This window comes from Microbispora sp. H10836, assembly GCF_012999525.1.
Lineage (GTDB): Bacteria > Actinomycetota > Actinomycetes > Streptosporangiales > Streptosporangiaceae > Microbispora.
The window spans coordinates 135,277-160,438 of sequence record NZ_JABBWU010000010.1 but is presented as its reverse complement, the minus strand read 5'-3'; the positions used below and the strand labels follow the sequence as shown (position 1 = coordinate 160,438).

Below are 25,162 nucleotides of genomic sequence, written 5' to 3'. Positions count from 1 at the left end.
TCTCACGCGCCCCACTCCGCGGTCTCGGGGACGGGCGCGACGAACCCCGGCGGTACGGCGACGGCGCCGAGCACGCGGGCGCCCTGCCGGGAGAGTTGCCGTACAGCCCGGGCGACCTCGGGGGAGGTCGCCCGCCGCAGGCCGACCAGCAGCAGGGCGGCGTCGGGGTGGGCGGACCGGCCGGTCACGACCGTCACCGGCACGAGATGCGCCAGCGCGGAGCCGAGGCCCTTGGCGAGCGGCCTGGCGGTGCTCGTGACCCCGACGCCTTCGAGGAGCAGCCGGTGCGGCCCGCCGCCCAGTGACGTGGCGACGGCGGCGGCCATCTCGTCGAGGATCCCGGAGTCCGGCCTGGCCGGAAGCTCGGCGAGCAGCGGAAGGCCGCACAGCCTCTCGATGTCCGCACACGTGCGGACGCGGGTGTCCAGGCGGTCGCGGCCGAACGCGGCGCCCGCCCCGGCGAGGACGCCGAGGAAAAGGCCGCTGCCGAGGAAGAGCGGAGGGCTCGGATGGGCCGGTCGCGCGGGCGGCCTGGCGGGGCTGATGACCGTGCCCGGCGTCACCGCGACGGTCTTGAGCGCGTCGTAGCGCAGCGTGAGGTCCGACACCTGCCGGGCGAGCATGGCCTGCCGCCGCGTGGTCCCCAGCCCGGCCGCGCCCCCTGCTGTCGTGGTCTGGGCTGTCGTGGTCTGGGCCGCCGTGGTCTGAGTGGTCGCGGTACGGCTCGCGGTGGCCTCGTCGAGATCGTTCTCGACCTCGCGCAGCCGCGCGGCGATCAGCTTGAGTTGGGCGCCGATCGCGTCCTCGGCGGCGCGGGTGCGGTTGCGCAGATACGCCTCCGCGTACGCCTGAGCTCCCGCCGCCGCGGCTTGGGGATCGGACGCGGAAAACGAAATGGAAAGAATGGCGGAATTGGGGGGAACGTCCACTGTCACGTGTTCCCGTAATTCCTCCGGATTCGGATTTTTCAGCATTTCGGCGGCCCGGGCGGAGACGACCGCAGACCGGGCGATCTGTGATTCGGTGTCGAGATTGAGCGTTTCCCGCTGCCGCGCGTTCGGCACGTTGAACTGTTCCTGCGCGCCGGTCGGCAGCACCTGCACCTGGGCGGCCGCGGTGTAACGCTCGGGGGTCAGCGCGAGCGCCGCGGCTCCGCCGCCCACTCCCGCGAGCAGGCAGACGGCGGCGACCAGACGCCTGCGTCCGAGCACCGAACCGTACTCCGCCAGACCGTGATCCACCCGGTGACGGCTTTGCGGCGGCAGGCTCATCGAACTCCCCGTGCCCTCGTTCGTCACGCGGCCGCGGCCTCAGTGCGGGGAGCTGTGGCCCCCGGAATGAGGGAGAAGCCGCCGGGCGCGTTCGTGGTCCCGGCGGCGGTCCGGCGGGATCCGGTCTCGAACTATAGGCCGCCGCGGCGTTTCGTCCCCGGCTATTGGCGAATTCGGGCCAGGCAACGGCCGCTCAATTAGCCGATGAAACTGGATATTTCCGTACATGTGAGATGGGGAAACGGCTTCCGAAGCCACGGGAATTGATGGGATGGTGTTTGCCCATCCGTTCATTGCGGGGTCTGCCGAGGAAGGGGGCGCGATGAGACTCATCGCCGGCGTGGCCGTACTGGTGGCGGGGGCGTGCGCGACGGCCTGCACGGGCACCGCCACGAGCGGGCGGGTGCCGGGCGGCGGCGCCGCGACGACGCCGGTCGCCTGCGCGGTCACCGACAAGCTCATCCCGACGTGCGGGGCGTGGTGGGGGATCGCGCCCGACGTCTTCTCCGGACGCGGCCCGATTCGCGCGGTGGACATGGCCGAACGGCGCATGGGCCGCAGGGCCGACATCGTGCACGTCTACCACCGGGGCGGCGAGCTCTTCCCCACCGCCGAGGAGCGGGAGATCGCCAAGGGGCCCCGGCTGCTGCTGGTGAACTGGAAGCCGGCGCTCGACCACACCTGGGCCGAGGTCGCGCGCGGCGAGGTGGACGGGCGGGTCGACCGGCTCGCCGAGCACATCCGGCGCACCTTCCCCGGCCGGTTCTTCCTCACGATCCACCACGAACCGGAGAACGACGTACGCGAGGGCGGGGGATACACGGCTGCCGACTACGTCGCGATGTACCGCCACGTGGTGACGCGTCTGCGCCAGCAGGGCGTGCGCAACGCGGTGACCGTGATGACCTACATGGGCGCGCCCAACTGGGCGGTCAAGCCGTGGTTCGGCCGGCTCTTTCCCGGCGACGACGTGGTCGACTGGGTGGCCTTCGACCCGTACGCCGACGACCGGGTGCGCGACTTCGCCGGGCTGGTCGACAAGACACGGCCCGACGCGCCGGGCTGGCCCGGGTTCTACCGGTGGATGCAGGCCAGGTTCCCGGCCAAGCCCATCATGGTCGCCGAGTGGGGCGCCTTCGAGCGGCGTGGGGCACCGGCATTCAAGCGCGACTTCTTCGAGTCGGTCCGGCGCCAGATCGGGGACTACCCCCAGATCAAGGCGCTGGTCTACTTCGACTCGCCGCTGGCGCCCCGGGGCGACACCAGGTTCGACACCACGCCGGGCGCCACCCGGGCGTTCGCACAGCTCGGACGGCTGCCCCGCTTCACGTCGACGCCGGTGCCGCCCTCCTGAACCTTCGGCGGACGCCTCAGCGGACCCAGCCGCCCGCGGTGACGAGGTTCAGCACGGCGCCGACCGCGCGCTCGACCGTCATGTCCGTCGTGTCGAGGACGAGGTCGGCGTCCTCCGGCTCCTCGTAGGGATCGGAGATCCCGGTGAACTCCGGGATCAGCCCGGCGCGCGCCTTGGCGTACAGCCCCTTGCGGTCACGGCGCTCGCACTCCTCCAGCGGCGTGGCCACGTGGACGAGCAGGAAGTCGCCGCCGACCTCCTCGACCATCGCCCGCACCTCGTCCCGCGTCGCGGCGTACGGCGCGATGGGCGCGCAGACGGCGAGGCCGCCGTGGCGGGCGACCTCGGCGGCCACGAAGCCGATCCTGCGGATGTTGAGGTCGCGGTCCTCCCGCGAGAACGTGAGCCCCGCCGACAGCAGCCGCCGCACGACGTCGCCGTCCAGGTAGGTGATCGCGCGGCCGCCCCGCTCCAGCAGCGCGTCGCGCAGCCCCCGGGCGATCGTCGACTTGCCCGAGCCGGACAGCCCGGTGAAGAACACCACGAGACCCCGCTTGTGCGGCGGCCCGGGGATGGTGACCGGCGCGGGGCCGGCGAAGTGCTCGGTGGCGCCGTAGTTGCGGGCCACGTGCTCGCGGAGCTCGAGGTCGATCTCGGTGTCCTCGCGCGGCGCGAGCGGCACCGCGACCACGGTCGCCCCGGGGAGCCGCTCGGCCGCCTTGAGCGCGGCGCGTACCACGGCCGGGCCGCCCTCGCCGAAGACGAGGGGCATGAGGAGCACGGCCGCGTCCAGTTCCTCGGCGGTCGCCGCGACGTCGTCGAGCGCGGCGGAGTCGAGCGGCCCGCGCATGGTCACCGCGAGAATTTCGCCGTCGGGCAGGTCCTTGCGCACCTCCTCCGGCGTACGGCGCAGCCGGGCGAACGGACCGTACACGGGGGCGTCGAGCGCCTCGACCGGTCCCGCGGCGTGGTGGCCGTCCCGCTCCACCACGGTCAGCACCGCGACCGCCGCGCCCTCGGGGTCCTTGAGCGTCACGCGGTCGCCGGGCCCGAACTCGTCGGGAAGCGTGACGGTGATCGGGTCGGGCCAGGGCGCGCCGCCGGGCAGCCGTCCGCGGTCGACCACGCTCTCCACCTCGGCGGAGGTGAGGAAGCCGGTCAGCGGCGCGTACGCCCCGGACAGCAGCAGCTCCAGGTCGGCCAGCTCACGCGCGTCGGGCGTCCACTCGGTCATGGCATCCGTTTCCGCTCGATCGATCGGACCTCGATGGGGTCGGATACGCACCCTACTGGCATCGGCACGCATAGCGCGCCCGTGCCCAGGGCGTCTACAGGCAGACATTGATCCGAGGAGGTGCTCGTGGACGCCGCAGAGGAGCGACGATTCCGCGAATTCGTGTCGGCCCGCGCGCCCGCGCTCATGCGGCTGGCCTATCTGCTGACCGGAGGGGACCAGCACTCCGCCGAGGACCTGTTGCAGGCCGCCCTGGCCAAGGTGGTCACGCGATGGGGGCGGCTCGACGAGCCCGAGGCGTACGTGCGCCAGGTCATGTACCGCCAGCAGGTCAGCTGGTGGCGGCTGGCGTGGCGGCAGCGGGAGGTCAGCGTGGCGGACGTGCCGGAGCACCCGGCCGGCCGCGGGGACACCGGCGAGGCCGAGCTGAGGATGATCCTGCGCCGCGCGCTCGCCCGGCTGACGTCCCGGCAGCGCGCCGTGCTCGTGCTGCGGTATCTGGAGGACCTGCCCGAGAACGAGGTGGCCCGCATCCTCGGCTGCTCCGTCGGGACCGTGCGCAGCACCGCGCACCGGTCCCTCGCCCGGCTGCGGGCGACCGCGCCGGAACTCGCCGATCTGCGCCTGAGTGAGGTGATCTCATGACGCCCCGGATGCTGAAGCAGACGTTGGAGGAGTGGTCGCGGGAGGTCCACGTGCCCGCCGACCTCGCCGAACGCGCGCTGCGCCGCCGGTCGCGACTGCGCCTGACGAGATTCGCGGGGGCGGTCTCGTGCGCGGCGCTCGTGGCGGCCGTGGCCCTGCTGGTGCCGCTGGTCGTGGCTCCCCGGTTCGCGCCGCCGGTGGACACCGGCGGCGCGCCGGTGGTGGTGCCCGTCCAGCCGTACCGCGTCCATCCGTACCGGGCGTCGTCCCCGGCGCGGGACGTGCTCGCCGACACGGAGAACTCGCCGCCGAAGAAGATGATCGCGGCAGGGCGGGTGGCCGTCTCCGCCTACTTCACGTGGCGGCGGCGCGCGGTCGCCGGGCGTGAGGTGATGGACCGCACGTGGTATCTCCTCGATCCGGTGACGGAGAGCTACGAGAAGACGGAGTGGGGCTGGGCCGAGGTCGCGCCCGGCCTGCGTTGGGCGGCGGTCCTGGAGAAGGACCTTCCCGCGCGCAGGATCGGGATCTTCGACATGGAGAAGCGCCAGGTGAGGGCATGGGTGTCCGTGGATCACCTGGTGGGAGGCGTCTCCTGGTCGCCCGACGGCACGCAGCTCGTGGCCACCGCCTACGACGACCATCCCGACCTGAGCCGCGACTCGGTCCACTACGGGCGGCGGTGCCCGGCACGGGTCGCGGCGACGCCGGAGGACCCCCGGCAGCCGCGGTTCCAGACGGTCTCCACCAGCCGCACCGGCTTCTACGTCGTCGACGTGGCGACCGCGACGGCGGGGGACTTCCACGCCGTCGATCCCTGCTGGACCGACAACAGCAACGTCAGGCGCGACTTCGCGTGGAGCGGCGACGGCACGCTGATCCGCGAGCGCAGCCTCTCCCGGTGGCACGACGCCTTCCTGGACCTGGCGGGTAGACCGCACGACGCGCCTCCCGGCCACGTCGCGACGGAGTCGAAGGCGGGCGTGTCGCCCGACGGCACGCTCCTCGCGGGCCGGGACGGCATGCCGACCAAGGTCACCGAGTTGTCGACGGGCAAGGTCGTGGGCCGTCAGCAGGTGCTCCAGCTTCTCGCCTGGGCCGACGACCGCCGCCTGGTCGCGCTGGGCTGCGCGGGCACGTGCGACAACGAGTTCCGCAACGGCCTGGTCCTCGTGAGCGTCGACGGCAGGCAGACGGTCCCGCTGACGGCGGACCGGAAGCACAGCCAGAAGCCCGAGGCGTGGGAGCCGATCCTGACGCTCAGGTAGCGGCTCAGATGAGGCGGGCGAAGTGGTTCTGCGGACGCCGGATCACCATGGTGATCTCGTCCTCGGTGCCGTTGAGCCCGCCTCGCGAGAGCGCGGCCACGGCCCGGCAGACCACCGCGACCAGGCCGCTGTGCGGTCCCCGCCGGGCCGGGCCGCTCACCGCCGAGTAGTCCTCGGCGATCATGAGCCCGCGCATGAGGCAGTACGCCTGGAGGCCCTCCCGGGAGGCCAGCGGCTCGTAGACCGCGGGGAGCGGCCCCACGGACCCGGCCGGGGCGAGCGTGCGCCACAGCGTCCGCCGCAGCCAGCGGGGGGTCACCCGGTCGCAGAAGCCGTACGCCGACTTCCGGTCGCGCATCTTCAGCAGCAGCAGCCCGCCGGGGCGCAGCCCCGCGACGAGCCGGTCGAGCACGAGCTCGGCGTGGTGGATGCGTTCGAGGAGGAACGAGACGTAGACGACGTCGAAGGAGCGCGGCGGGATCGGCACCAGACGCAGGTCGCCCAGGTAGGACGCCTCCAGGTCGCCGCGGTTGGCGGTGTGCGCCCGCAGGGGCGGCAGGTCCTCGTCCACCCCCGTCATCCTCGGCTCGTACCGCCCCACGTCGAGGGCGCCGCCCCGGCCGCATCCGGCGATGAGGATGTCGAGCCGCCGTCCGAGCTGGTCGGTCCACTGCTCGCGAATCCGCTGGCTGAACACGTCGTCCTGGTCCGCGGACGACAACCGAACCTCTGTCATACGACTGAGAGTAATCATTTGAGGACGTTGAGTTGCGCATTTGCCGTCACCCATCTTGCCCGGACCGAGCGGCCGAGCGGAGCGAGGCGGGCGGACAGGGCGTAGCCTGGATAGCCGCGGCCCGGTTGGGAGCATCTCGTGGATCTTCGCGCAGGCGGGGGTCGGCCGGATGCCGGGGGCCGCGTCCGCACGCCGGCTGTCTAAGTCACGGGGCTTTTGAAGGCATCGATGTCTCTTTCCGGACTGCTCGACCTCGTTTCCGCCGAACCCAGGCTGGCCGCCGCGCTCGACGCGGCCGGGCAGTCCGCCGATCCCGGTGCCGAGCTGGTGGCGCCGCCCGCGTTGCGGCCGTTCGCCGTGGCCGCGCTGTCCCGCGTACGGCCGGTGCTCGCCGTCACGGCGACCGGGCGCGAGGCGGAGGATCTGGCCGCCGCGCTCACGAGCCTGGTCGACGAGAACTCCGTGGCCGTCTTTCCCGCCTGGGAGACGCTGCCGCACGAGCGGCTGTCGCCGCGCAGCGACACGGTCGGCCAGCGGCTGGCCGTGCTGCGGCGGCTGGCGCACCCGATCGAGGGCGACCAGACCGCGGGTCCGCTGCGGATCGTGGTGGCCCCGGTCCGCTCGCTGCTGCAGCCGATCGTGGCCGGTCTCGGCGACCTGGCGCCCGTACGGCTGCGCGCCGGCGACGAGGCCGACCTGGACGACATCGTGGCCCGGCTGGTCGAGAACGGCTACCACCGGGTGGACATGGTGGAGAAGCGCGGCGAGGTGGCCGTGCGCGGCGGCCTGCTCGACGTGTTCCCGCCCACCGAGGAGCACCCGCTGCGGCTGGAGTTCTGGGGCGACACGATCGAGGAGATCCGCTGGTTCAAGGTGGCCGACCAGCGCTCGCTGGAGGTCGCCCAGGACGGCCTGTTCGCCGCGCCCTGCCGGGAGCTGCTGCTCACCGACGACGTACGTCAGCGCGCCCGCGAGCTGGGGGAGGAGCACCCGGCGCTGAAGGATGTGCTCGACCAGCTCGCCGAGGGGGTCCCGGTGGAGGGCATGGAGGCGTTCGCGCCCGTGCTCGCCGGGGCCATGGACCTGCTGCTCGATCATCTGCCGGTGCGGTCGGCCGTGTTCGTCTGCGACCCCGAGCGCATCCGCGGCCGGGCCGTCGAGCTGGTGCGTACGAGCCAGGAGTTCATGGAGGCGTCGTGGATCGCCGCGGCGGCGGGGGGCGAGGCGCCGATCGACCTGGAGGCGGCGGCCTTCCGCACGCTTGAGGAGGTGCGCGACCACGCCCGCGAGCTGGGCCAGCCGTGGTGGAGCATCGCGCCGTTCGGCGAGGGCGCGGAGCTGGACGCACAGGACGTCGAGGCCTACCGGGGCGACACCCAGCGGGCGCTCGCCGACATCAAGGGCTGGCTGGGCGCGGGCAAGGCCGTCGTGCTGCTGAGCGAGGGGCACGGCCCCGCCGAGCGCATGGTCGAGCTGCTCAAGGGCGTGGACGTGGCGGCGCGGCTGGTGCCGTATCTCGACGGCCCGCCGCCGAAGGACGTCGTGCAGGTCACGACGGGCCGCATCGACCATGGCTTCGTCACGCCGGACGTCGCCGTGCTGACCCATCTCGACCTGGTGGGGCAGAAGGCGTCCACCAAGGACATGCGCCGTCTGCCGTCGCGCCGCCGCAACATGGTCGACCCGCTCCAGCTCAAGGTCGGCGACCACGTCGTGCACGAGCAGCACGGCGTGGGCCGCTACATCGAGATGGTCCAGCGCACGATCCAGGGCGCGACCCGCGAATACCTGGTGATCGAGTACGCCAAGGGCGACCGGCTCTACGTGCCGACCGACCAGCTCGACGAGGTCACGCGGTACGTCGGCGGCGAGGCGCCCACGCTCAACCGGATGGGCGGGGCCGACTGGGCCAAGGCCAAGACCAGGGCGAAGAAGGCCGTCAGGGAGATCGCGGGCGAGCTGATCCGGCTCTACTCGGCCCGGATGGCCTCCCCCGGCCACCCGTTCGCCCCCGACAGCCCCTGGCAGCGGGAGATGGAGGACGCCTTCCCGTACGCCGAGACGGGCGACCAGCTCGAAGCGATCGACGAGGTCAAGCGCGACATGGAGCGGCCCGTCCCGATGGACCGCCTGATCTGCGGCGACGTCGGGTACGGCAAGACCGAGATCGCGGTGCGGGCGGCGTTCAAGGCGGTGCAGGACGGCAAGCAGGTCGCCGTGCTCGTGCCGACGACCCTGCTGGTGCAGCAGCACCTGTCGACGTTCGGTGAGCGCTTCGCCAGTTTCCCCGTCACCGTCAAGCCGGTCTCCCGCTTCCAGACCGACTCCGAGGTGCGGGAGACCCTCGACAGCCTGCGTACGGGCGCGGTCGACGTGGTGATCGGCACGCACCGGCTGCTGTCGCCCGAGGTGAAGTTCAAGGACCTGGGCCTGATCATCGTGGACGAGGAGCAGCGGTTCGGCGTCGAGCACAAGGAGGCGATGAAGCACATGCGCACGCAGGTCGACGTGCTCGCCATGTCGGCCACGCCGATCCCGAGGACGCTGGAGATGGGTCTGACCGGCATCCGCGAGATGTCGACCATCCTCACCCCGCCGGAGGAGCGGCACCCGATCCTCACCTTCGTCGGGCCGTACGACGACAAGCAGATCGCGGCGGCGGTCCGGCGCGAGCTGATGCGCGACGGCCAGGTGTTCTTCGTCCACAACCGGGTCCGCACGATCGACAAGGTGGCCGCGCGGCTGCGCGAGCTGGTGCCGGAGGCGCGGATCGCGGTCGCCCACGGGCAGATGAACGAGAGCCAGCTCGAGAAGATCATGGTGGATTTCTGGGAGCGCAACTTCGACGTGCTGGTCTCCACCACGATCGTCGAGTCCGGCCTCGACGTGCCCAACGCCAACACGCTGATCGTGGACCGGGCCGACAACTACGGCCTGTCGCAGCTCCACCAGCTGCGCGGCCGGGTCGGCCGGGGCCGCGAGCGCGGCTACGCCTACTTCCTCTACCCGCCCGAGTCGCCGCTGACCGAGACCGCGCACGAGCGGCTCGCCACCATCGCCCAGCACACCGAGATGGGCGCCGGCATGTACGTCGCGATGAAGGACCTGGAGATCCGCGGCGCCGGCAACATCCTGGGGGCCGAGCAGTCCGGACACATCGCCGGCGTCGGCTTCGACCTGTATGTCCGGATGATGGCCGAGGCCGTGCAGGAGCAGAAGTCCAAGCTCGCGGGCGAGAGCAAGGTGGAGGAGCGGCCCGAGGTCAAGGTCGAGCTGCCGATCAACGCCCACGTGCCGCACGACTACGTCACCTCCGAGCGCCTGCGGCTCGAGGCGTACAAGCGGATCGCGGCGATCGGCTCGGAGGACGACATCACGGCCGTCCGCGACGAGCTCACCGACCGGTACGGCAGGCCGCCCCAGGAGGTGGACAACCTGCTGGAGGTGGCGCGCTTCCGCATCAAGGCGCGGCGGGCCGGGCTGACGGACGTGACGCTGCAGGGCCAGCAGATCAGGTTCGCGCCCGTGGAGCTGAAGGACTCCCAGCAGGTGCGGCTGCAGCGGCTCTATCCCCGCTCGCTCTGGAAGCAGGCGACGAGCATCCTGCTCGTCCCGGTGCCCAAGACGAAACCGATCGGCGGTCAGCCGCTTCGCGACCTCGACCTGCTGAAATGGTGCGGGGACCTGGTCGAGGCCCTGTTCCTGGAGCCGATGCGGGTACAGTGACCCGCGAAATTGTCAACATATGCGTGGCCGGTGTCGTTCGGGAGGATCGTCCGTGAAGTCGTATCGAGTGCGCGTCGCCGTGGCGCTGGCGGCGGCCGGTATCGCCGTGACCGCGTGCGGCGGTCCCGTGCAGGCGGGTTCCGCGGCAATCGTGGGCAATGAGCGCATCACCTCCAGTCAGCTGAACGACGAGGTCCGCGAGCTGCGCGCCGACCTGGCCGCGAACAAGATCCCCGAAAATCAGCTCCAGCTGTCCTTCTCGCTGCCGCAGACGGTCCTGCTCAACATGACCACGAGCAGGCAGTTCCAGGAGCTCGGCCGGCGTAAGGGCGTCACGGTCACCGACCGTGAGGTGGACGACGTCGCCGTCGCCCAGGGCGGCTGGGACCAGTTCAACAAGGTGCTGCTGGCCAACGGCATCCCGCTGGACGAGAGCCGCGAGTTCATCCGCGCCGTCATCGTCCGCAACAAGCTGGCGCAGCAGTCCGGAGCCGGTCAGGACCAGGCGAGCCAGCAGGCCGCCCTCCAGAAGATCGTCGAGGAGGCCGACTCGACCGTGCCGGTGAAGTACAGCCCGCGCTACGGCAAGTTCGACCCCCAGCAGGGCTTCGTCGCCGACGACCGCTTCGGCGGAGCCGCCGGCGCGCCCGGTGCGGGCGCGGCAGGCGCAGGCGAGGCAGGCGCGGAAGGTGCGGGCGCGGCGGGCGCGGAAGGTGCGGAAGGCGCCCCCCAAGCCGGCTGACGCCCACGGCGGCCGTGATACGCCATGAGCGGTGACTAGGGTGGGGACATGGCGTTGATCGTGGTGACCACCTCGCCCAGGGTCGCTCCGGGGCTGCTCGCGCCCGCGGCGTGGAAGGCCCTCACCGGGGGACGGGTGCTCACCGGCACCCCCGACCACCCCTGTCTGCCCTTCCTCGACGAGGCCGGCGTCCGGGTCGAGGTGGTGACCCCGGACCCCGGCGCGATCGCCCGCGAGAGCCGTACGGAGACGATCGTGTGGCTGGCCGCGCAGGACGGCGACGAGGACTTCATGCGCGCGGTCGGCCACGCCGCGATCTCCCTGGACGAGCCGCCGGAGATCGAGGTCGTGCCCGGTTCCTACGACCTGCCCGGGGCCCGGCTGCTCGATCTCGTCCAGGTCATGGACCGCCTGCGCCGCGAATGCCCGTGGGACCGCAAGCAGACCCATGAGTCGCTCGTGCCGTATTTGGTCGAAGAGGCCTACGAGGTGCTGGAGACCATCCACGAGGGCGACTACGGCCCGCCGCTGCGCGAGGAGCTCGGCGACCTGCTGCTCCAGGTGGTGTTCCACGCTCGTCTCGCCCAAGAGCGGATGGGGACGGATGGGGACGGCTTCGACATCGACGACGTCGCGGCCGGGATCGTGGAGAAGCTGGTCCGTCGTCATCCCCACGTGTTCGCGGACGTCGAGGTCTCCGGCGCCGGTGAGGTCAGCGACAACTGGGAGACGATCAAGGCGGCGGAGCGGGCCGCCAAGGGGGAGACCGGCTCGGTGCTCAGCGGTGTTCCCATGGGCCAGCCCGCGATCTCCCTGGCCGCCCAGCTCCTGCGCCGGGCCGGCCGCGCCGGCGCGCCCGGCGTGCTCGCCGAGGACCTCCCCACGCCCGCCGGCGCCCGCCTGTTCGCGCTCGTACGGGAGACCCAGGACGCGGGGCTCGACCCCGAGGCCGAGCTGAGGGCGGCGGCCAGGGAGTACCGGCGGCGCGTGGAGGAGTGGGAGGGCGATCACCGGGTGACGCCGCCGGACACGCCGTGAACGGGCGGCCCTCCGCCGTACCGAGTAGTAGGGACCGATAGGCTCGGATGGCAAACCGCCCGCCATTCTGCTAGGAGCGTTCGTGGCTGCCATCGAGGCCATCACCGCCCGCGAGATTCTCGATTCCCGTGGGAACCCCACGGTCGAGGTCGAGGTACTGCTGGACGACTACAGCACCGGCCGCGCCGCCGTTCCGAGTGGCGCATCCACCGGCCAGTTCGAGGCCGTCGAGCTGCGCGACGGGGACAAGAAGCGCTATCTCGGCAAGGGCGTCGAGAAGGCCGTCCTCGGCGTGACCGACGAGATCGCCGACGAGCTGATCGGCTTCGACGCCGAGGAACAGCGTCTCATCGACCAGACGATGATCGACCTGGACGGCACGCCCAACAAGGCCCGCCTCGGCGCCAACGCGATCCTCGGCATCTCGCTGGCCGTCGCCAAGGCCGCCGCCGACAGCGCCGACCTGCCCCTGTTCCGCTACGTCGGCGGGCCGAACGCGCACATCCTGCCTGTGCCGATGATGAACATCCTGAACGGCGGCGCGCACGCCGACACCAACGTGGACATCCAGGAGTTCATGATCGCGCCGATCGGGGCCGAGACGTTCTCCGAGGCCGTGCGCATGGGCGCGGAGACCTACCACACGCTCAAGAGCGTGCTGAAGGAGAAGGGCTACGCCACCGGCCTGGGCGACGAGGGCGGCTTCGCGCCCAACCTGCCGTCGAACCGCGACGCGCTCGACCTGATCCTGGTCGCCATCGAGAAGGCCGGCTACACGCCGGGCCAGGACATCGCGCTCGCGCTCGACGTCGCGGCCAGCGAGTTCCACAACGACGGCGTCTACACGATCGACGGCAAGGGCGTGTCGTCCGCCGAGCTGATCGCCTTCTACGAGGACCTGGTCCGCTCCTACCCGCTGGTCTCCATCGAGGACCCGCTGAACGAGGAGGACTGGGAGGGCTGGAAGGCCATCACCACCTCCCTCGGCGCGAAGGTCCAGCTCGTGGGCGACGACCTGTTCGTCACCAACCCCGAGCGGCTCGGGCGCGGCATCGCCGAGGGCGCGGCCAACGCGCTGCTGGTGAAGGTGAACCAGATCGGCACGCTGTCGGAGACCCTCGACGCGGTCGACCTGGCCCACCGCAGCGGCTACCGCTCCATGATGAGCCACCGCTCCGGCGAGACCGAGGACACCACGATCGCCGACCTCGCCGTGGCCACCAACTGCGGCCAGATCAAGACCGGTGCCCCGGCCCGCTCGGACCGCGTGGCCAAGTACAACCAGCTCCTGCGCATCGAGGAGCTGCTCGACGACGCGGCGCGGTACGCCGGTCGCGCCGCCTTCCCGCGCTTCCAGGGATAGCGGCGGCACACGCGGGTAGCCCGGCTGGACACGCCCCGCACACGCGGTGTGGCGAGTGCCCACGCGATATGGGGCGTGGACGGCCGGGACGGGCGGTTAGTGTGGCCGTCGATCGGGCCATGCGCTGACCGGCCGGGAGGGGTGGTTTCGTGGCGGCGAAGCGGCCGCAGCTCACCGGGCGCGCGGCGATCCTCGCGGTCGTCGTGTGCGCCATCGCCATGAGCCTGGCCTACCCCGTGCGGGAGTACGTCGCCCAGCGCCGGCAGATCGCCCAGCTGGAGCAGCAGGAGGCGAACGCGCTGCGCAAGCTCCAGAACCTGGAGGAGCGGCGCCGGCGGCTGGAGGACCCCGAATACATCAAGCGCCTGGCCAAGGAGCGGCTGTTCTACTGCGAGCCGGGCGCGGACTGCTACCAGGTGCTCGACGAGGAGCAGGCCGGCACCGCCGCCGCCAAGGCCGGGACGAAGCCGCCGGAGCGGCCCGCCTGGTACGTCACGCTCTGGCGGTCGTTCGAGGCGGCCGACAAGGGGCGGCCCGCCGTACCCCAGCAGGGGCAGCGGAGCCCGGCGCCGACGCCGACTCCGTCCCCGGCGGCGGGATGAGGACCGCGGCGGGCATCGTGACAGGCGAGGAGATCGACGTGGCGGACGACCAGGTGGGCGCGGTGGACCAGGCGGACCTGGAGGCGGCGCGGGCGCAGCTCGGGCGGGAGCCGCGCGGGGTGCGGGCCGTCGCCCACCGGTGCCCCTGCGGCCTGCCCGACGTGCTGGAGACCGCGCCCCGGCTGCCCGACGGCGCGCCGTTCCCGACTTTGTTCTACCTGACCTGTCCCAGGGCGGCCTCGGCGATCGGCACGCTGGAGTCGTCCGGGCTGATGCGGCGGATGCAGGCACGGCTCGCCGAGGACCCCGAGCTGGCCGAGGCGTACCGGGCGGCCCACGAGGACTACGTCGCCCGCCGCGACCGCGCGGCCGGTGAGGACGGCCTGGAGCCGCTGCCGCGCGACATGCAGACCGCCGGCGGCATGCCGGACCGGGTCAAGTGCCTGCACGCGCTGGTCGCCCACGAACTGGCCGCGCCGGGGGTCAACCCGTTCGGCCGGGAGGCCCTGGACGCGCTGCCCGACTGGTGGGCCGACGGCCCCTGCGTCGTCGTGGAGAAGCCGGAAGAGGCGATCGGAGGCCGGGAGGGATGAGCGTGGAAACGAAGCGGGTCGCGGCCATCGACTGCGGGACCAACTCGGTCCGGCTGCTGATCGCGGACATCTCGGGCGACGACCTCACCGACGTCGAGCGGCGGATGGAGATCGTCCGGCTCGGCCAGGACGTCGACCGCACGGGACGGCTCGCATCGGAGGCCCTGGAGCGTACCTTCACCGCCATGCGCGGGTACGCCAAGCTGATCAGGGAGCACTCCCCGGACGGCCCCGTGCCGGTCCGTGTGGTCGCCACGTCGGCGACGCGCGACGCCGCCAACCGGGCCGACTTCGTCTCCGGCGTACGGGACATCTTCGGCGTGGAGCCGGAGGTGGTGACCGGTGACGAGGAGGCGCGGCTGTCCTTCACCGGCGCCACCCGGGGCCTCCCCGGGTCCGCCGCCGAGACGCCCTGTCTGGTGGTGGACATCGGGGGCGGATCCACGGAGTTCGTCGTCGGCTCCCGGTCCGTCGAGGGCGCGCTGTCGGTGGACATCGGCTGCGTACGGCTGACCGAGCGCCACCTGCGCGACGACCCGCCGGCCGCCGGGGACGTGGAGGCCGCTGTCGCCGACATCGAGGCGGCCATGGACCGGGTGGAGGAGAGCGTCCCCGTGCGCACGGCGCGCACGCTGGTCGGCCTGGCCGGATCGGTCACCACGGTCGCCGGGATCGCGCTCGGCCTGCCCGCCTACGACCCGGCGCGCATCCACCACTCGCGCATCCCCGCCGAGCGGGTCCACGAGGTGTCCGCGCGGCTGCTGGCCATGACGCACGACGAGCGGGCGGCCATTCCGGTCATGCACCCGGGCCGGGTGGACGTCATCGGCGCGGGCGCGCTCATCCTCGACCGCATCGTCCGCCGCTACGGCTTCTCCGAGGTCGTGGTGAGCGAGCACGACATCCTCGACGGCATCGCCTGGTCCCTCGCCTGAGCCTGAGAAGAAGCCCGCTTCAGGGAGCGACGGCCTCGGCACGCCGGGTCTGACCCGCGTCGCCGCCCGGAGCGTGGCACAAGATCTTGGCACTATTCTGCAATGCGTAGTACTGTGCGTTGCGTGGACAGTAGCCAGCTCCTCAAAGGAGTCCTCGACCTGGCGGTCCTCGCGGTGCTCGCCGAGCGCGACGGCTACGGATACGACGTCGTGCGCCGGCTGCGTGAGGCCGGGCTGGAGGACGTCGGCGACGCCTCGGTGTACGGGACGCTGCGCCGGCTCTACAAGGCCGGAGCGCTCACCTCCTACGTGGTCGCCTCCGAAGAGGGGCCGCACCGCAAGTACTACGGCCTGAACGACGTGGGCCGCTCGCTCCTGCAGACCTCGGCGAAGACGTGGACGTCCTTCGCCGCCACCATGAACGACCTGCTCAAGGAGGTCGACCCAGGATGAACCCCCCGATGACGCCCCAGGACTACGCCGCCGCCGTACGCGAGGCGCTCGCCGATCTCCCCGCCCGCGACAGGGAGACGTTGCTGGAGGACCTGGACGAGCATCTCGCCGAGGTCGCCGCCGAGCCGGGCATGTCGCTGGAGGAACGCCTCGGCAGCCCCGAGGCGTACGCCGCCGAGCTGCGGGCCGCCTACGGCGGGAGGCCGCAGGGCGGAGGCGACTCCTCGCTGGGCGGGCGGCTGCGCGAGCGGGTGACCGGAGCCGTCCGGCGCGTTCACACGCGGCTGCTCGTGCTGCCGCCCTACCGCCAGGCGGCCGTCTTCGCCCCCGAGCTGCGTCCCGCGTGGTGGGTGCTGCGGGGCTACGCGATCGCGCTGGGCGTGCTCGCGCCGATCAGCGCCCCGGGGCTGGTCCCCGGCGACATCCCCGCGTGGGTGTTCACGCTGGCGGTCGTCTGGGGGTCGGTGTGGCTGGGCCGGCGCGGCCGTACGGGGGCGTCGCGCTGGGGCCGGGTGCTGCTGCTCGGGGCCAACCTGCTGGCCGCGGCCCTCGTGCTGGGGGCGATGGCCGACGTCCCCAGCACGTCGTCGCGGAGCGTCGCGTTCGACTACGGCCCTCAGCCGGAGGTGCGCGCGCTGGGCGTACGGGTGGAGAGCGTGTCGTCGCTGGGCGGGGACGTTCACAACATCTTCCCGTACGCCGAGGACGGGACGCCGCTGCACAACGTCCGGCTCTACGACCAGGACGGCAACCCGATCACGGTGGAGCAGGGTTTCGACCAGGAGCTGGTCATCCCCTGCGACGGGGAGCCGCCCATCCGCAACGCCTACCCGCTGCCGCTGAGGCCGGTCGAGCACCGCGCCGATCCCACCGAACCGGAGGCGACCTGCGTGCCCGCCGCGCCGTCGCCCACACTGACGCCCACACCGACGCCCACGCCCTCCGGTGAGCCGTCCGGCTCCCCGTCGCCCTCCGCCACGCCGACGCGCTGACCTCCGGCGGCAGGGCGTCCGCACTCCGGCTCCGTCATGTGGACGGAGCCGGTTGGCGCGACGTCAGCCGTGCAGGCGGACGGGCAGGGAGAACAGGCCGCGCATGATCGCGCTCGGCCACCAGCTCAGCGTGGCGGGATCGGCGGCCAGGGTCAGGTCGGGGAACCGTTCGAGCACCCGGCCGATCGCGGCCTCGCCCTCCACCTTCGCCAGGGCGGCGCCGATGCAGTAGTGCGGGCCCCGGCCGAAGGCGAGGTGCGGTTCGCCGACGCGGCCAGGGGCGAACGCGTCCGGGTCGGCGAACGCCGCCGGGTCCCGGTTGGCGGCCAGCAGCGAGACGAGGATGGGCTCCCCGGGCAGCATCTCCTGGCCGCCGATGACCACGGGCTCGGTGGGAAAGCGCCAGGTCGCGTTCCGTACGGGACCGTCGTAGCGCAGCATCTCGTCGATGAAGTCCGGCAGCCGCGAGAGGTCGGCGCGCAGGGCCGCCGCCTGGCCGGGATGCCGCAGCAACGCGAGCAGGCCGTTGCCGATCAGCGCCACGGTCGTCTCGTGACCCGCGACGAGCAGCAGGAACGCGGTCGAGGTCAGCTCGTTCTTGTCGATCTCGCCCTGGTTGGACCGCCGTACGAGGTCGGTGAGCATGTCGTTGCCCGGCCGGGAGCGCTTGAGCTCGACCAGGTCGGCCAGGAAGCTCTCCAGGGCGTCGGTGGCGCGGGTGATCTCCTCCACCTCGGACGCCGCCGCCGAGTCGATCACGGAGGCGTGGCGGTGGAAGGTGGCCCGGTCCTCCTCCGGCACGCCGAGCAGGTCGCAGATGATCGTGATCGGCAGGGGATAGGCGAGACCGGAGACCAGGTCCGCCTCCGGGCCGTCGAGGCGGTCGAGGAGCGCGTCGGTCACCTCCAGCGCCCGCGCGCGCAGCCCCGTCATCCGGCGAGGGGTGAAGGCCGCGCTCACGAGCCGCCGCAGCCGCGCGTGGTCGCCTCCGTCGGCGTTGAGCATGTGCCGGGCGAGCCCCGGCCGGTGGTCCAGGGGCAGGCCGAGATTGGCGGCCTGCCACTCGGGCGAGCCCGCCGCCGGGTCCTTGGCGAGCGAGGGATGGGTGAGCGCGGTCACGGCGTCCTCGTACCGCGTGACCAGCCACGCCTCGCAGCCGGGCAGCGGCACGCGGGTCACCGGCGCGTTGCGGCGCAGCCAGTCGTAGGCGGGGTAGGGGTCGGCGTCGAACGCCGGGCCGAACAGCGGGGGGCATGAGTCGATGGACACGGGCCGTACGTACCCACCTCCCGCGCGATGGAAAAGATTGGAATCTTCCTCGGTATGACCTCCTTGGGACACCCGTGGCCGCGGCGTGCCGGTCCCCGCGCGTGCGACGCCGGCTGCGGGGCATGATCGCGAGGAGATCTGGGTTTCGACCGACGCATCCCCTTTGACCTGGCACGATCGGTGTCATGAGCTTCGTTCCTCCCGGTTCCGGCTGGCCGGGCGACCCCGCGGCCCCGGACACCCCCGTCGCCCAGAACGCCCGCGAGGTCGCCAAACTCGCGGCAGAGAGCCGTACGCCGGCCGACCTGACGGCCCGGCAGTCGGTGTGCCGCGCCTGCCCGCGTCTCGTCGAATGGCGGGAGGAGGTCGCCGACGTCAAGCGGCGGGCGTTCGCGGACGAGACCTACTGGGGCCGGCCGATCGCGGGCTGGGGCGACGAGGAGCCGCACACACTCATCGTGGGCCTGGCCCCCGCCGCGCACGGCGGCAACCGGACCGGCCGGATCTTCACCGGCGACCGCAGCGGCGACTGGCTGTTCGCCTCGCTGTACCGCACCGGGCTCGCCGCGCAGGAGACCAGCGTGCACGCGGGCGACGGGCAGCGGCTGATCGGCGCGCGGATGATGGCGGCGGTGCGGTGCGCGCCACCCGCCAACAAGCCGACGCCGGAGGAGCGTGACACCTGTTTCCCCTGGCTCGCCAGGGAGCTCGCGCTGGTGGCGGGCACGACCCGGGTGATCGTCGCCCTGGGTGGTTTCGCCTGGCAGGCCGTGTGGCCCGCGCTGCGCGCGGCCGGGTTCACGCTGCCGCCCCGCAGGCCGGCGTTCGGGCACGGCGTGGAGGTGCCCGTCTCCTACGGTGCCGCCCCGGTCACGCTCATCGGCTGCTACCACCCCAGCCAGCAGAACACCTTCACCGGCCGGGTCACCGCGGACATGCTCGACGCGGTCTTCGCCCGTGCCTCGGCCCTGGGGACCTTGTGAACGATTTCACGAGTGTGAAGTCGGTCACTGAGGGAAGATTGCAGGAATTTTCCTGAGAAATCTCATCTCAAGATGACTAAGTGGGGAAAATCACTGGACTTTCGGCCCTAGTGGATTGGTGCGATTGCCATCTTGTGACGTAGGCTTGTGAATGCTTTCACAAGCATGGAGGGCATCGTGGCAGACCGCAACTGGAAGCACGTCGTCATCGTCGGCGGTGGGTACGTGGGCCTTTACACGGCTCTACGTCTCCAGCGCACGCTCCGCCGTGAGCTGCGCGACGGCAGCGTGCGGATCACGCTCATCGACCCGCAGTCGTACATGACCTACCAGCCGTTCCTCCCCGAGGCGGCGGCCGGCAACATCTCGCCGCGCCACGTCGTGGCCCCGCTGCGCCGGGTGCTGCCAAAGGTGCGCATCCTCAACGGCAAGGTCTCCAAGGTGCACCACGAGGCGCGCACCCTGACCTTCGAGCCCGGCGCGGGCCAGTCCCGGGAGATGGAGTACGACGTCGTCGTCATGGCGGCCGGCTCGATCTCGCGTACGCTGCCGATCCCCGGCCTGGAGGACGCGGCCATCGGCTTCAAGACCGTCGGCGAGGCCATCGCGCTGCGCAACCGGGTGCTCGCCCTCCTCGACCGGGCCGAGTCGAGCGACGACGAGGACGTGCGCCGCCGGGCGCTGACCTTCGTCGTGGTCGGCGGCGGCTTCGCGGGCATCGAGGCCCTCGCCGAGCTCGAGGACATGACCGAGGACGCGATCGGCTACTACCCGAGCATCGAGAAGAAGGACCTGCGCTGGGTGCTCATCGAGGCGTCCAACCGGATCCTGCCCGAGGTCGGCCCCGAGATGGGCGAGTGGACCGCCGAGCAGCTGCGCGAGCGCGGCATCGAGCTCAAGATGGAGACGTTCCTGCAGTCGTGCGAGGGCGGCCTGGTCAAGACCTCGGACGGCGACGAGTTCGAGTCGGCCACGATCGTCTGGACCGCCGGCGTCAAGCCGAGCCCGATCGTCAACTCCACCGACCTGCCGCTCGACGAGCGCGGCCGGATCAAGACCACGACGCGCCTGACGGTCGCGGGCGTCAAGGGCGCCTTCGCCGCCGGCGACATCGCGGGCGTCCCCGACATGACCAAGCCCGGTCAGTACTGCGCGCCCAACGCGCAGCACGCCGTACGGCAGTCGAAGGTCCTCGGCGACAACGTCACCGCGTACCTGCGCGGGGAGAAGCTGAAGGACTACCGGCACAAGTACGCCGGCTCGGTCGCCGGGCTCGGCCTGTACCGGGGCGTCGCCAACGTCTACGGCCTGAAGCTGCGCGGCTTCCCCGCCTGGTTCATGCACCGCACCTACCACCTGTCGCGGGTCCCCACGGTCAACCGGAAGGTCCGCGTGGTGATGGACTGGACGCTGTCGCTGTTCTTCAAGCGCGAGACGATCTCCCTCGGCGAGATCGAGCACCCGCGCGACGAGTTCAGGGCGGCCGCGGAGAGCGGCCGCAGGCGCTGACCGCTCGCAGCGGCAGGACCCCAGCACACCGGACGGCCCGGCGGCACCCGCCGCCGGGCCGTTCCGTGTTCCCGCGGCTCTGCCATGCTGGTGTGATGGACGGGGGAGAAGGTGCGGACGGTCTCCCGGACCTTGACCGGGTGGCGGCCACCCGCGCCGTTCGCCCACTGTGGAAAGGGGGACAAGCCGCGTAAGACGTAACTTGCTTACAGAGGAGTGATCCGTGACATATGATCGCGGCGCCCCCGTAGCCCAATGGCAGAGGCAAGCCCCTTAAAAGGGCTGTGGTGTGGGTTCGAGTCCCACCGGGGGCACCATCGCCTTCCAGCACCCACGAGGCCGTGGCCAGCGCAGAGTGCGTTCGCCCACTGCTCTACCGTGCCCGGCTGTCTACGGCTGGCATCGATCGACTAGTCGCCGGTCCCGCCCGCAGTAAATGCCCGGTGAGCATCAGAACCTGGTCGTGGCGTTGGTCTTGGCGATCCGGCGCACCTCGGCCGGGTCGATTCCGGTCACGTCGCGGAGATCGGTTCCGTATAAGAAGGCGCCAATAAGGTTGGCGTCATCCAGGTGGGCGTTGGTGAGCTTCACGTCGGTGAGGTCGGCTCCGGTGAGGTCGGCGCCCGTCAGGGTGGCACCGGTAAGATCGGAGCCACTCAGCACGGCGCCGTTCAGGTCGGCGCCGTCGAGTCGCACACGTCGCATGTCCGCCCCCTTGATGTGCGCCTCGCCCAGGTAGGCGTCGCGAAGGTCCGCCCCTGGCAGCGCGCCGCCTCCCGCGTAGGCCTCGATGAGTCGGGCACCGCGCAGGTCAGCGCCGTCCAGGTGGACGTTTCCGAGATGCGATTTCGTGAGGTCCGCCTGTTCGAGTCGGGCTTGCTCCAGACGTGCGCCCTCCAGATGAACGTCGGACATGCGCGCGTGGTTCAGGTCAGCCCGGCGAAGATCCAGACCGTTCAGATCGAGCCCATGCGCATCGAGCCCCTGCAGGTCCATCGACCACTTGTGGGCCGGATTCAGACGCCGTGCGAGGACGCTGAGCGCAGCGAGGACGTCGCTCTCGGGAACGGGTGCCGCCTCGCGCTTTCCCTGGGCGTACTTGCGAACGTGCTCACGAACGAAGGCGGACAAGACCTCGGCGATCGTCTCTCCATCTCGGGCGGAGTCTGTCGCCAGCCGTTCCAACGCATAGATCGCGCCGATGCGCGAATCAAGGGAATCCTTGTTTCCCAGTTGCTCGACGGATTTCGCGTATCGGTCTGTTATCTGTGCTTGTTGTGTGGCTTCGAGAGTTCTCGCCGTATAGATCAATCCCAGGGCCGTGAACACGACACCGAGCACCACCGTGAGGGTACTCACCACCTGTAAGCGGCCCTGGACTTGCTGATACCGCAGCTCCTCGCGGTCCTTCGGCGTTAGGGTGGCCACTTCTTCGGCCGTCAGAGCCGGAATCGAGGAGCGGCGCCGGAACGGCCCACGCCCGGCCGTGAACATGATTCGCTTCACACCCCTCATTCGGGTGTGGATGGGCAAGCCATTACAAGGTTCGAGTACGTCCCTGGTTACAAGATCCCCTAAGAACGAGTTACCGCGTCGATGGCGTGTTGTGCCCCATGCATGCCTGGGACGACGGCAAGGGGCGCGCCCAAGAGCGGTTGCGCCGGTTCAGAGGGTGCGCCGGGGCGTGGTTCCAGCACGAGAAGCCGGTGATCCGCGGCCGGGGCAGCCGGTGACGCGCGTAGCCCGGGCCTGACGGGCACGCGGTAGATCTTCTCCGGGCGTTTGCCATACGGAACCCATGCTCGGATACATTTGTGCATGCGTTTTGTCCCTTTTGTCATGATTCTTGCCGGTTTGGTGGCGGGTACCGCCTCGCCGGCATCGGCCATCACCCATGGCTCGGTCGATCATGCGGATCACCCGGAAGTTGGCGCCCTCATCGGCGACAAGCCGGAACGCGACGGCACCTGGGCGTACTGCACGGGCACTCTCATCTCGCCGACCGTCTTCCTCACGGCCGCCCACTGCGGACATGAGGGGCAGAAGACCGCACGGGTCTCCTTCGCCGGGCACTACCAGGCCGGGGGCAAGCTCTACACCGGGCGCTACGTGCCCGACCCGCGCTACACCGGCAAGAGCGAACTTCACGACATGGCGGTCGTCGTCTTCTCCGACCCCGTCCCCGGCATCACGCCGGCCACGCTGCCTTCTCTGGGCCTGCTCGACCGGCTCGAGGCCGACGGCAGTCTGGAGACCGCGCGGTTCACCCCGGTCGGTTACGGCTCGGTGGACCCGACGAAGAAGGCGCACGGATGGCGGTTCCACTACACCGACACGCGCAGCCAGACGTCCATCTCCTTCAAGCGCCTCCGCGGCAGGTGGCTCGAACTGTCGCCGAACCCCTCGCGCGAGGAAGGCGGGACCTGCTACGGCGACTCGGGAGGCCCCAACTATCTCGGGGGCTCCGACTCCAAGCTGCTCGTGGCCACGACGATCAGCGGGGTGGACGACGCCTGCCGGTTCACCAACCTCGACTACCGCCTGGACACGCCATCGGCCCGGAAGTTCCTCGGCGAGTACGTCGCGCTCCCCTGACGCCGCCAGATTGGGGTTATAGACATATGCCCCCATTGGGGGTATCAATGGGGCATGCCTAAGATCAACGTCTACCTGCCGGACGATCTCGCGGAGGCGGTCAAGAAGGCGGCGCTTCCGGTGTCCGCGATCTGCCAGCGCGCGCTGGAGCAGGCGGTCCGCCGGGTGGCCGCCATCCGGGAGAGCGTCCTCGGCGAATTCGAGATCGACGACCCCCGCCTGTCGCACTTCACGCCCAGGACCCGCGCGGTCCTCCGGCTGGGGCTGGAGCGGGCCAGGGCCGAGGGCGCCTCCGGCATCGGCACCGAGCATCTGCTCGCCGCGATGCTGGCCGAGGGCCAGAACCTCGCCCTCCACGTCCTGCGCGCGATCGAGATCGAGCCCGCTCTGCTCGAGCGCGACCTCGCGAGCCACCGGTCGGCCGCACCCGCCGGGGCGGTGGGTCCCGGGCAGGCCGGGGACGGGGGAGCGCGGGAGGACGGTCCGAGCCGCTTCGACACGGCGGCGGCCAACGCCCTCGAACTGGCGGTCACCGAGGCCCACGCGCTGGGGCACAACTACATCGGGTGCGAGCACCTGCTGCTCGGCCTGGTCACGGAGCCCGACGGGGTCGCCGGGCAGGTGCTGCGGGCCAGGGGCGCCGAGCCCCGCCTCACGCGGCGCGCGGTCACCGCCGCGCTCGCCGGCTACGTCCACCTGCGGGCCCAGGGACAGGGCGCCTCTCAGGACATCGCTCAGAGCGCCACCCAGAACGTTCCGCAGAACGCCGCGCAGATCGTGGCGGCGGTCGTCCGGCAGGAGATCGCTCCGCTTCTGCGGCGCGTCGAGCGGCTCGAGCAGCACGCGGGCGTCGCCGCGCCCGCCGAGGACGGTGCCTCGTGACCGGACGCGTGCTGCTGGTCGCCACGGGCGACGTCATGGCGTACGCCCGCCGCACCCGCCGCCCCGGGCTCGCGACGGCCGCCGACCTGCTGGCGGCCCTGCCGGGCGACCTCGGCGTGGAGGTGGTGACCGAGGACGTCCAGGCCGAGCCGAGCTGGGACACCTCGCCCTCCACGATGCTGCGGCTGGCCCGGCGGGCCCGCTCGGCCCTGCTCGACGAGGGGTTCGACGGCGTGGTCGTCACCCACGGCCTGGACACGATCGAGGAGACGGCCTTTCTCACGGACCTGCTCGCCGGGCCCGCCGCTACGCGCGGCGGCATCGTGCTGACCGGCGCAGTGCGCGGGCTGGACGAGCTGTCGAGCGACGGCCCGCGCAACCTGGCGTCGTCCCTGGTCGCCGCCGCCGATCCCGCTCTCCGCGGCGCCGGTGCGGTGGTCTGCGTCAACGACGAACTGCACGCGGCCCGCTGGGTCACGATGACCGACGCGACGGGCGTGGCGGCCATGTCCTCCGCTCCCGCGCCGATCCTCGGCCGGGTGGTGGACGGGCGGGCCGAGCTGACGGCCCCGCCGCCGCCACGGCCCCCGGCCGCGCGGGGGGAGCCCGAGACGCACGTCGCACTGGTCAAGACGTACCCGGAGATGGATCCCGTGCTCCTCACGGCCGTCGTGGACGCCGGCGCCAGGGGTGTCGTGCTGGAGGGCACCGGCGCCGGGAACGTCCCGGTCACCCTGTACGCGACCATCGGCGAACTGGCGGAGTGGGACATCCCCGTGGTGGTCGCCTCGCGGTGCCACACTCGGCCGGTCGCGCTGGAGGACCTGCCGCTGGGGCTGGGGCTGCCCGCGAAGGTCGGCGCCATCGGGGCGCGCGGGCTGGCCGCCGTGAAGGCCCGGTCCGCCCTGATGGTGGCGCTCGGCGGAGGCGGGCGGCAGGCCGTACGGGACTGGTTCGCCCGCCTCTGACCCG

General features: G+C 71.7%; 22 protein-coding genes and 1 tRNA gene. 18 read left to right on the top strand and 5 right to left on the bottom strand.

Annotation, left to right across the window (positions count from 1 at the left end; all coding sequences use genetic code 11):
* Positions 1-2 precede the first annotated feature (2 nt).
* The gene (locus tag HHX30_RS19810; RefSeq protein WP_169983461.1) at positions 3-1,271 is read right to left on the bottom strand and encodes a YveK family protein; all 1,269 of its coding nucleotides are present in this window, start codon (positions 1,269-1,271) and stop codon (positions 3-5) included.
* Between the two features lie 322 nt (positions 1,272-1,593).
* Here HHX30_RS19810 and HHX30_RS19805 point away from each other — a divergent pair, with 322 nt between their 5' ends.
* Positions 1,594-2,625: a glycoside hydrolase family 26 protein gene (locus HHX30_RS19805; protein ID WP_169983460.1), complete on the top strand. Its 1,032-nt coding sequence runs from the start codon at positions 1,594-1,596 to the stop codon at positions 2,623-2,625.
* Between the two features lie 16 nt (positions 2,626-2,641).
* Here the strand turns inward: HHX30_RS19805 and cysC are convergent, their stop codons facing one another.
* Positions 2,642-3,931 (bottom strand): adenylyl-sulfate kinase, encoded by a 1,290-nt coding sequence (gene cysC, locus HHX30_RS19800; RefSeq protein ID WP_283246816.1) that lies wholly within the window; start codon positions 3,929-3,931, stop codon positions 2,642-2,644.
* A gap of 54 nt (positions 3,932-3,985) precedes the next feature.
* Between cysC and HHX30_RS19795 the strand changes: the two genes are divergently transcribed.
* Together HHX30_RS19795 and HHX30_RS19790 are read left to right on the top strand one after the other, a co-directional pair.
* Complete coding sequence (locus tag HHX30_RS19795) at positions 3,986-4,504, top strand: SigE family RNA polymerase sigma factor (RefSeq protein ID WP_169983458.1); 519 nt, start codon at positions 3,986-3,988, stop codon at positions 4,502-4,504.
* Positions 4,501-5,772, top strand: coding sequence for a hypothetical protein (locus HHX30_RS19790; protein WP_169983457.1), 1,272 nt, complete (start codon positions 4,501-4,503; stop codon positions 5,770-5,772). Before HHX30_RS19795 ends, HHX30_RS19790 begins: the two co-directional genes overlap by 4 nt.
* A 4-nt stretch (positions 5,773-5,776) precedes the next feature.
* Here HHX30_RS19790 and HHX30_RS19785 read toward each other — a convergent pair whose 3' ends face one another.
* Complete coding sequence (locus HHX30_RS19785) at positions 5,777-6,508, bottom strand: methyltransferase domain-containing protein (RefSeq protein WP_169983456.1); 732 nt, start codon at positions 6,506-6,508, stop codon at positions 5,777-5,779.
* A 228-nt stretch (positions 6,509-6,736) separates the two neighbouring features.
* On the opposite strand from HHX30_RS19785, the gene mfd reads away from it, so the two are divergent.
* The 9 genes from mfd to HHX30_RS19740 all read left to right on the top strand — a co-directional run bounded on the left by mfd (position 6,737) and on the right by HHX30_RS19740 (position 16,952).
* Entirely contained in the window at positions 6,737-10,234 is a 3,498-nt protein-coding gene (mfd, locus tag HHX30_RS19780) for a transcription-repair coupling factor (RefSeq protein WP_169983455.1), read from the top strand.
* A gap of 52 nt (positions 10,235-10,286) precedes the next feature.
* A complete protein-coding gene (locus tag HHX30_RS19775) occupies positions 10,287-10,976 on the top strand; it encodes a SurA N-terminal domain-containing protein (protein WP_169983454.1) in 690 nt (229 codons plus the stop codon).
* Between the two features lie 48 nt (positions 10,977-11,024).
* Positions 11,025-12,014, top strand: a complete 990-nt coding sequence (locus HHX30_RS19770) for a MazG family protein (RefSeq protein WP_169983453.1) — start codon at positions 11,025-11,027, stop codon at positions 12,012-12,014.
* Positions 12,015-12,096: 82 nt separating this feature from the next.
* On the top strand, positions 12,097-13,377 hold the full coding sequence (eno, locus tag HHX30_RS19765; protein ID WP_169983452.1) for a phosphopyruvate hydratase: 1,281 nt from the start codon (positions 12,097-12,099) through the stop codon (positions 13,375-13,377).
* A 149-nt stretch (positions 13,378-13,526) separates the two neighbouring features.
* A complete protein-coding gene (locus HHX30_RS19760; protein ID WP_310742356.1) occupies positions 13,527-13,979 on the top strand; it encodes a septum formation initiator family protein in 453 nt (150 codons plus the stop codon).
* Positions 13,976-14,572: a DUF501 domain-containing protein gene (locus tag HHX30_RS19755; RefSeq protein WP_169983451.1), complete on the top strand. Its 597-nt coding sequence runs from the start codon at positions 13,976-13,978 to the stop codon at positions 14,570-14,572. The genes HHX30_RS19760 and HHX30_RS19755 overlap by 4 nt, the downstream gene beginning before the upstream one ends.
* Positions 14,569-15,507: a Ppx/GppA phosphatase family protein gene (locus HHX30_RS19750; protein ID WP_211592230.1), complete on the top strand. Its 939-nt coding sequence runs from the start codon at positions 14,569-14,571 to the stop codon at positions 15,505-15,507. The genes HHX30_RS19755 and HHX30_RS19750 overlap by 4 nt, the downstream gene beginning before the upstream one ends.
* A 123-nt stretch (positions 15,508-15,630) precedes the next feature.
* On the top strand, positions 15,631-15,960 hold the full coding sequence (locus HHX30_RS19745; protein ID WP_169983450.1) for a PadR family transcriptional regulator: 330 nt from the start codon (positions 15,631-15,633) through the stop codon (positions 15,958-15,960).
* The gene (locus tag HHX30_RS19740; RefSeq protein ID WP_169983449.1) at positions 15,957-16,952 is read left to right on the top strand and encodes a DUF1700 domain-containing protein; all 996 of its coding nucleotides are present in this window, start codon (positions 15,957-15,959) and stop codon (positions 16,950-16,952) included. Before HHX30_RS19745 ends, HHX30_RS19740 begins: the two co-directional genes overlap by 4 nt.
* 63 nt (positions 16,953-17,015) lie before the next feature.
* On the opposite strand, the gene HHX30_RS19735 is transcribed toward HHX30_RS19740, so the two are convergent.
* Positions 17,016-18,221, bottom strand: coding sequence for a cytochrome P450 (locus HHX30_RS19735; RefSeq protein WP_311922617.1), 1,206 nt, complete (start codon positions 18,219-18,221; stop codon positions 17,016-17,018).
* 185 nt (positions 18,222-18,406) lie between these two features.
* Between HHX30_RS19735 and HHX30_RS19730 the strand changes: the two genes are divergently transcribed.
* The 3 genes from HHX30_RS19730 to HHX30_RS19720 all read left to right on the top strand — a co-directional run bounded on the left by HHX30_RS19730 (position 18,407) and on the right by HHX30_RS19720 (position 21,030).
* Positions 18,407-19,204, top strand: a complete 798-nt coding sequence (locus tag HHX30_RS19730) for a uracil-DNA glycosylase (RefSeq protein WP_169983448.1) — start codon at positions 18,407-18,409, stop codon at positions 19,202-19,204.
* Between the two features lie 165 nt (positions 19,205-19,369).
* Entirely contained in the window at positions 19,370-20,713 is a 1,344-nt protein-coding gene (locus tag HHX30_RS19725) for an NAD(P)/FAD-dependent oxidoreductase (protein WP_169983447.1), read from the top strand.
* Between the two features lie 241 nt (positions 20,714-20,954).
* Positions 20,955-21,030 (top strand) — tRNA-Leu (locus HHX30_RS19720).
* Positions 21,031-21,163: 133 nt separating this feature from the next.
* Here the strand turns inward: HHX30_RS19720 and HHX30_RS43310 are convergent.
* A complete protein-coding gene (locus tag HHX30_RS43310) occupies positions 21,164-22,219 on the bottom strand; it encodes a pentapeptide repeat-containing protein (protein ID WP_169983446.1) in 1,056 nt (351 codons plus the stop codon).
* Between the two features lie 351 nt (positions 22,220-22,570).
* On the opposite strand from HHX30_RS43310, the gene HHX30_RS19710 reads away from it, so the two are divergent.
* Genes HHX30_RS19710 through HHX30_RS19700 form a run of 3 tightly spaced genes read left to right on the top strand, consistent with a single transcriptional unit; the run spans position 22,571 to position 25,158 of the window.
* Positions 22,571-23,308 carry a trypsin-like serine protease gene (locus HHX30_RS19710; RefSeq protein ID WP_311922634.1) on the top strand — a complete coding sequence of 246 codons (738 nt, stop codon included), beginning with the start codon at positions 22,571-22,573 and terminating at the stop codon, positions 23,306-23,308.
* 54 nt (positions 23,309-23,362) lie between these two features.
* Positions 23,363-24,190, top strand: a complete 828-nt coding sequence (locus tag HHX30_RS19705) for a Clp protease N-terminal domain-containing protein (protein WP_169983444.1) — start codon at positions 23,363-23,365, stop codon at positions 24,188-24,190.
* On the top strand, positions 24,187-25,158 hold the full coding sequence (locus HHX30_RS19700; RefSeq protein WP_169983443.1) for an asparaginase: 972 nt from the start codon (positions 24,187-24,189) through the stop codon (positions 25,156-25,158). The genes HHX30_RS19705 and HHX30_RS19700 overlap by 4 nt, the downstream gene beginning before the upstream one ends.
* The last annotated feature ends 4 nt before the right edge of the window (positions 25,159-25,162 follow it).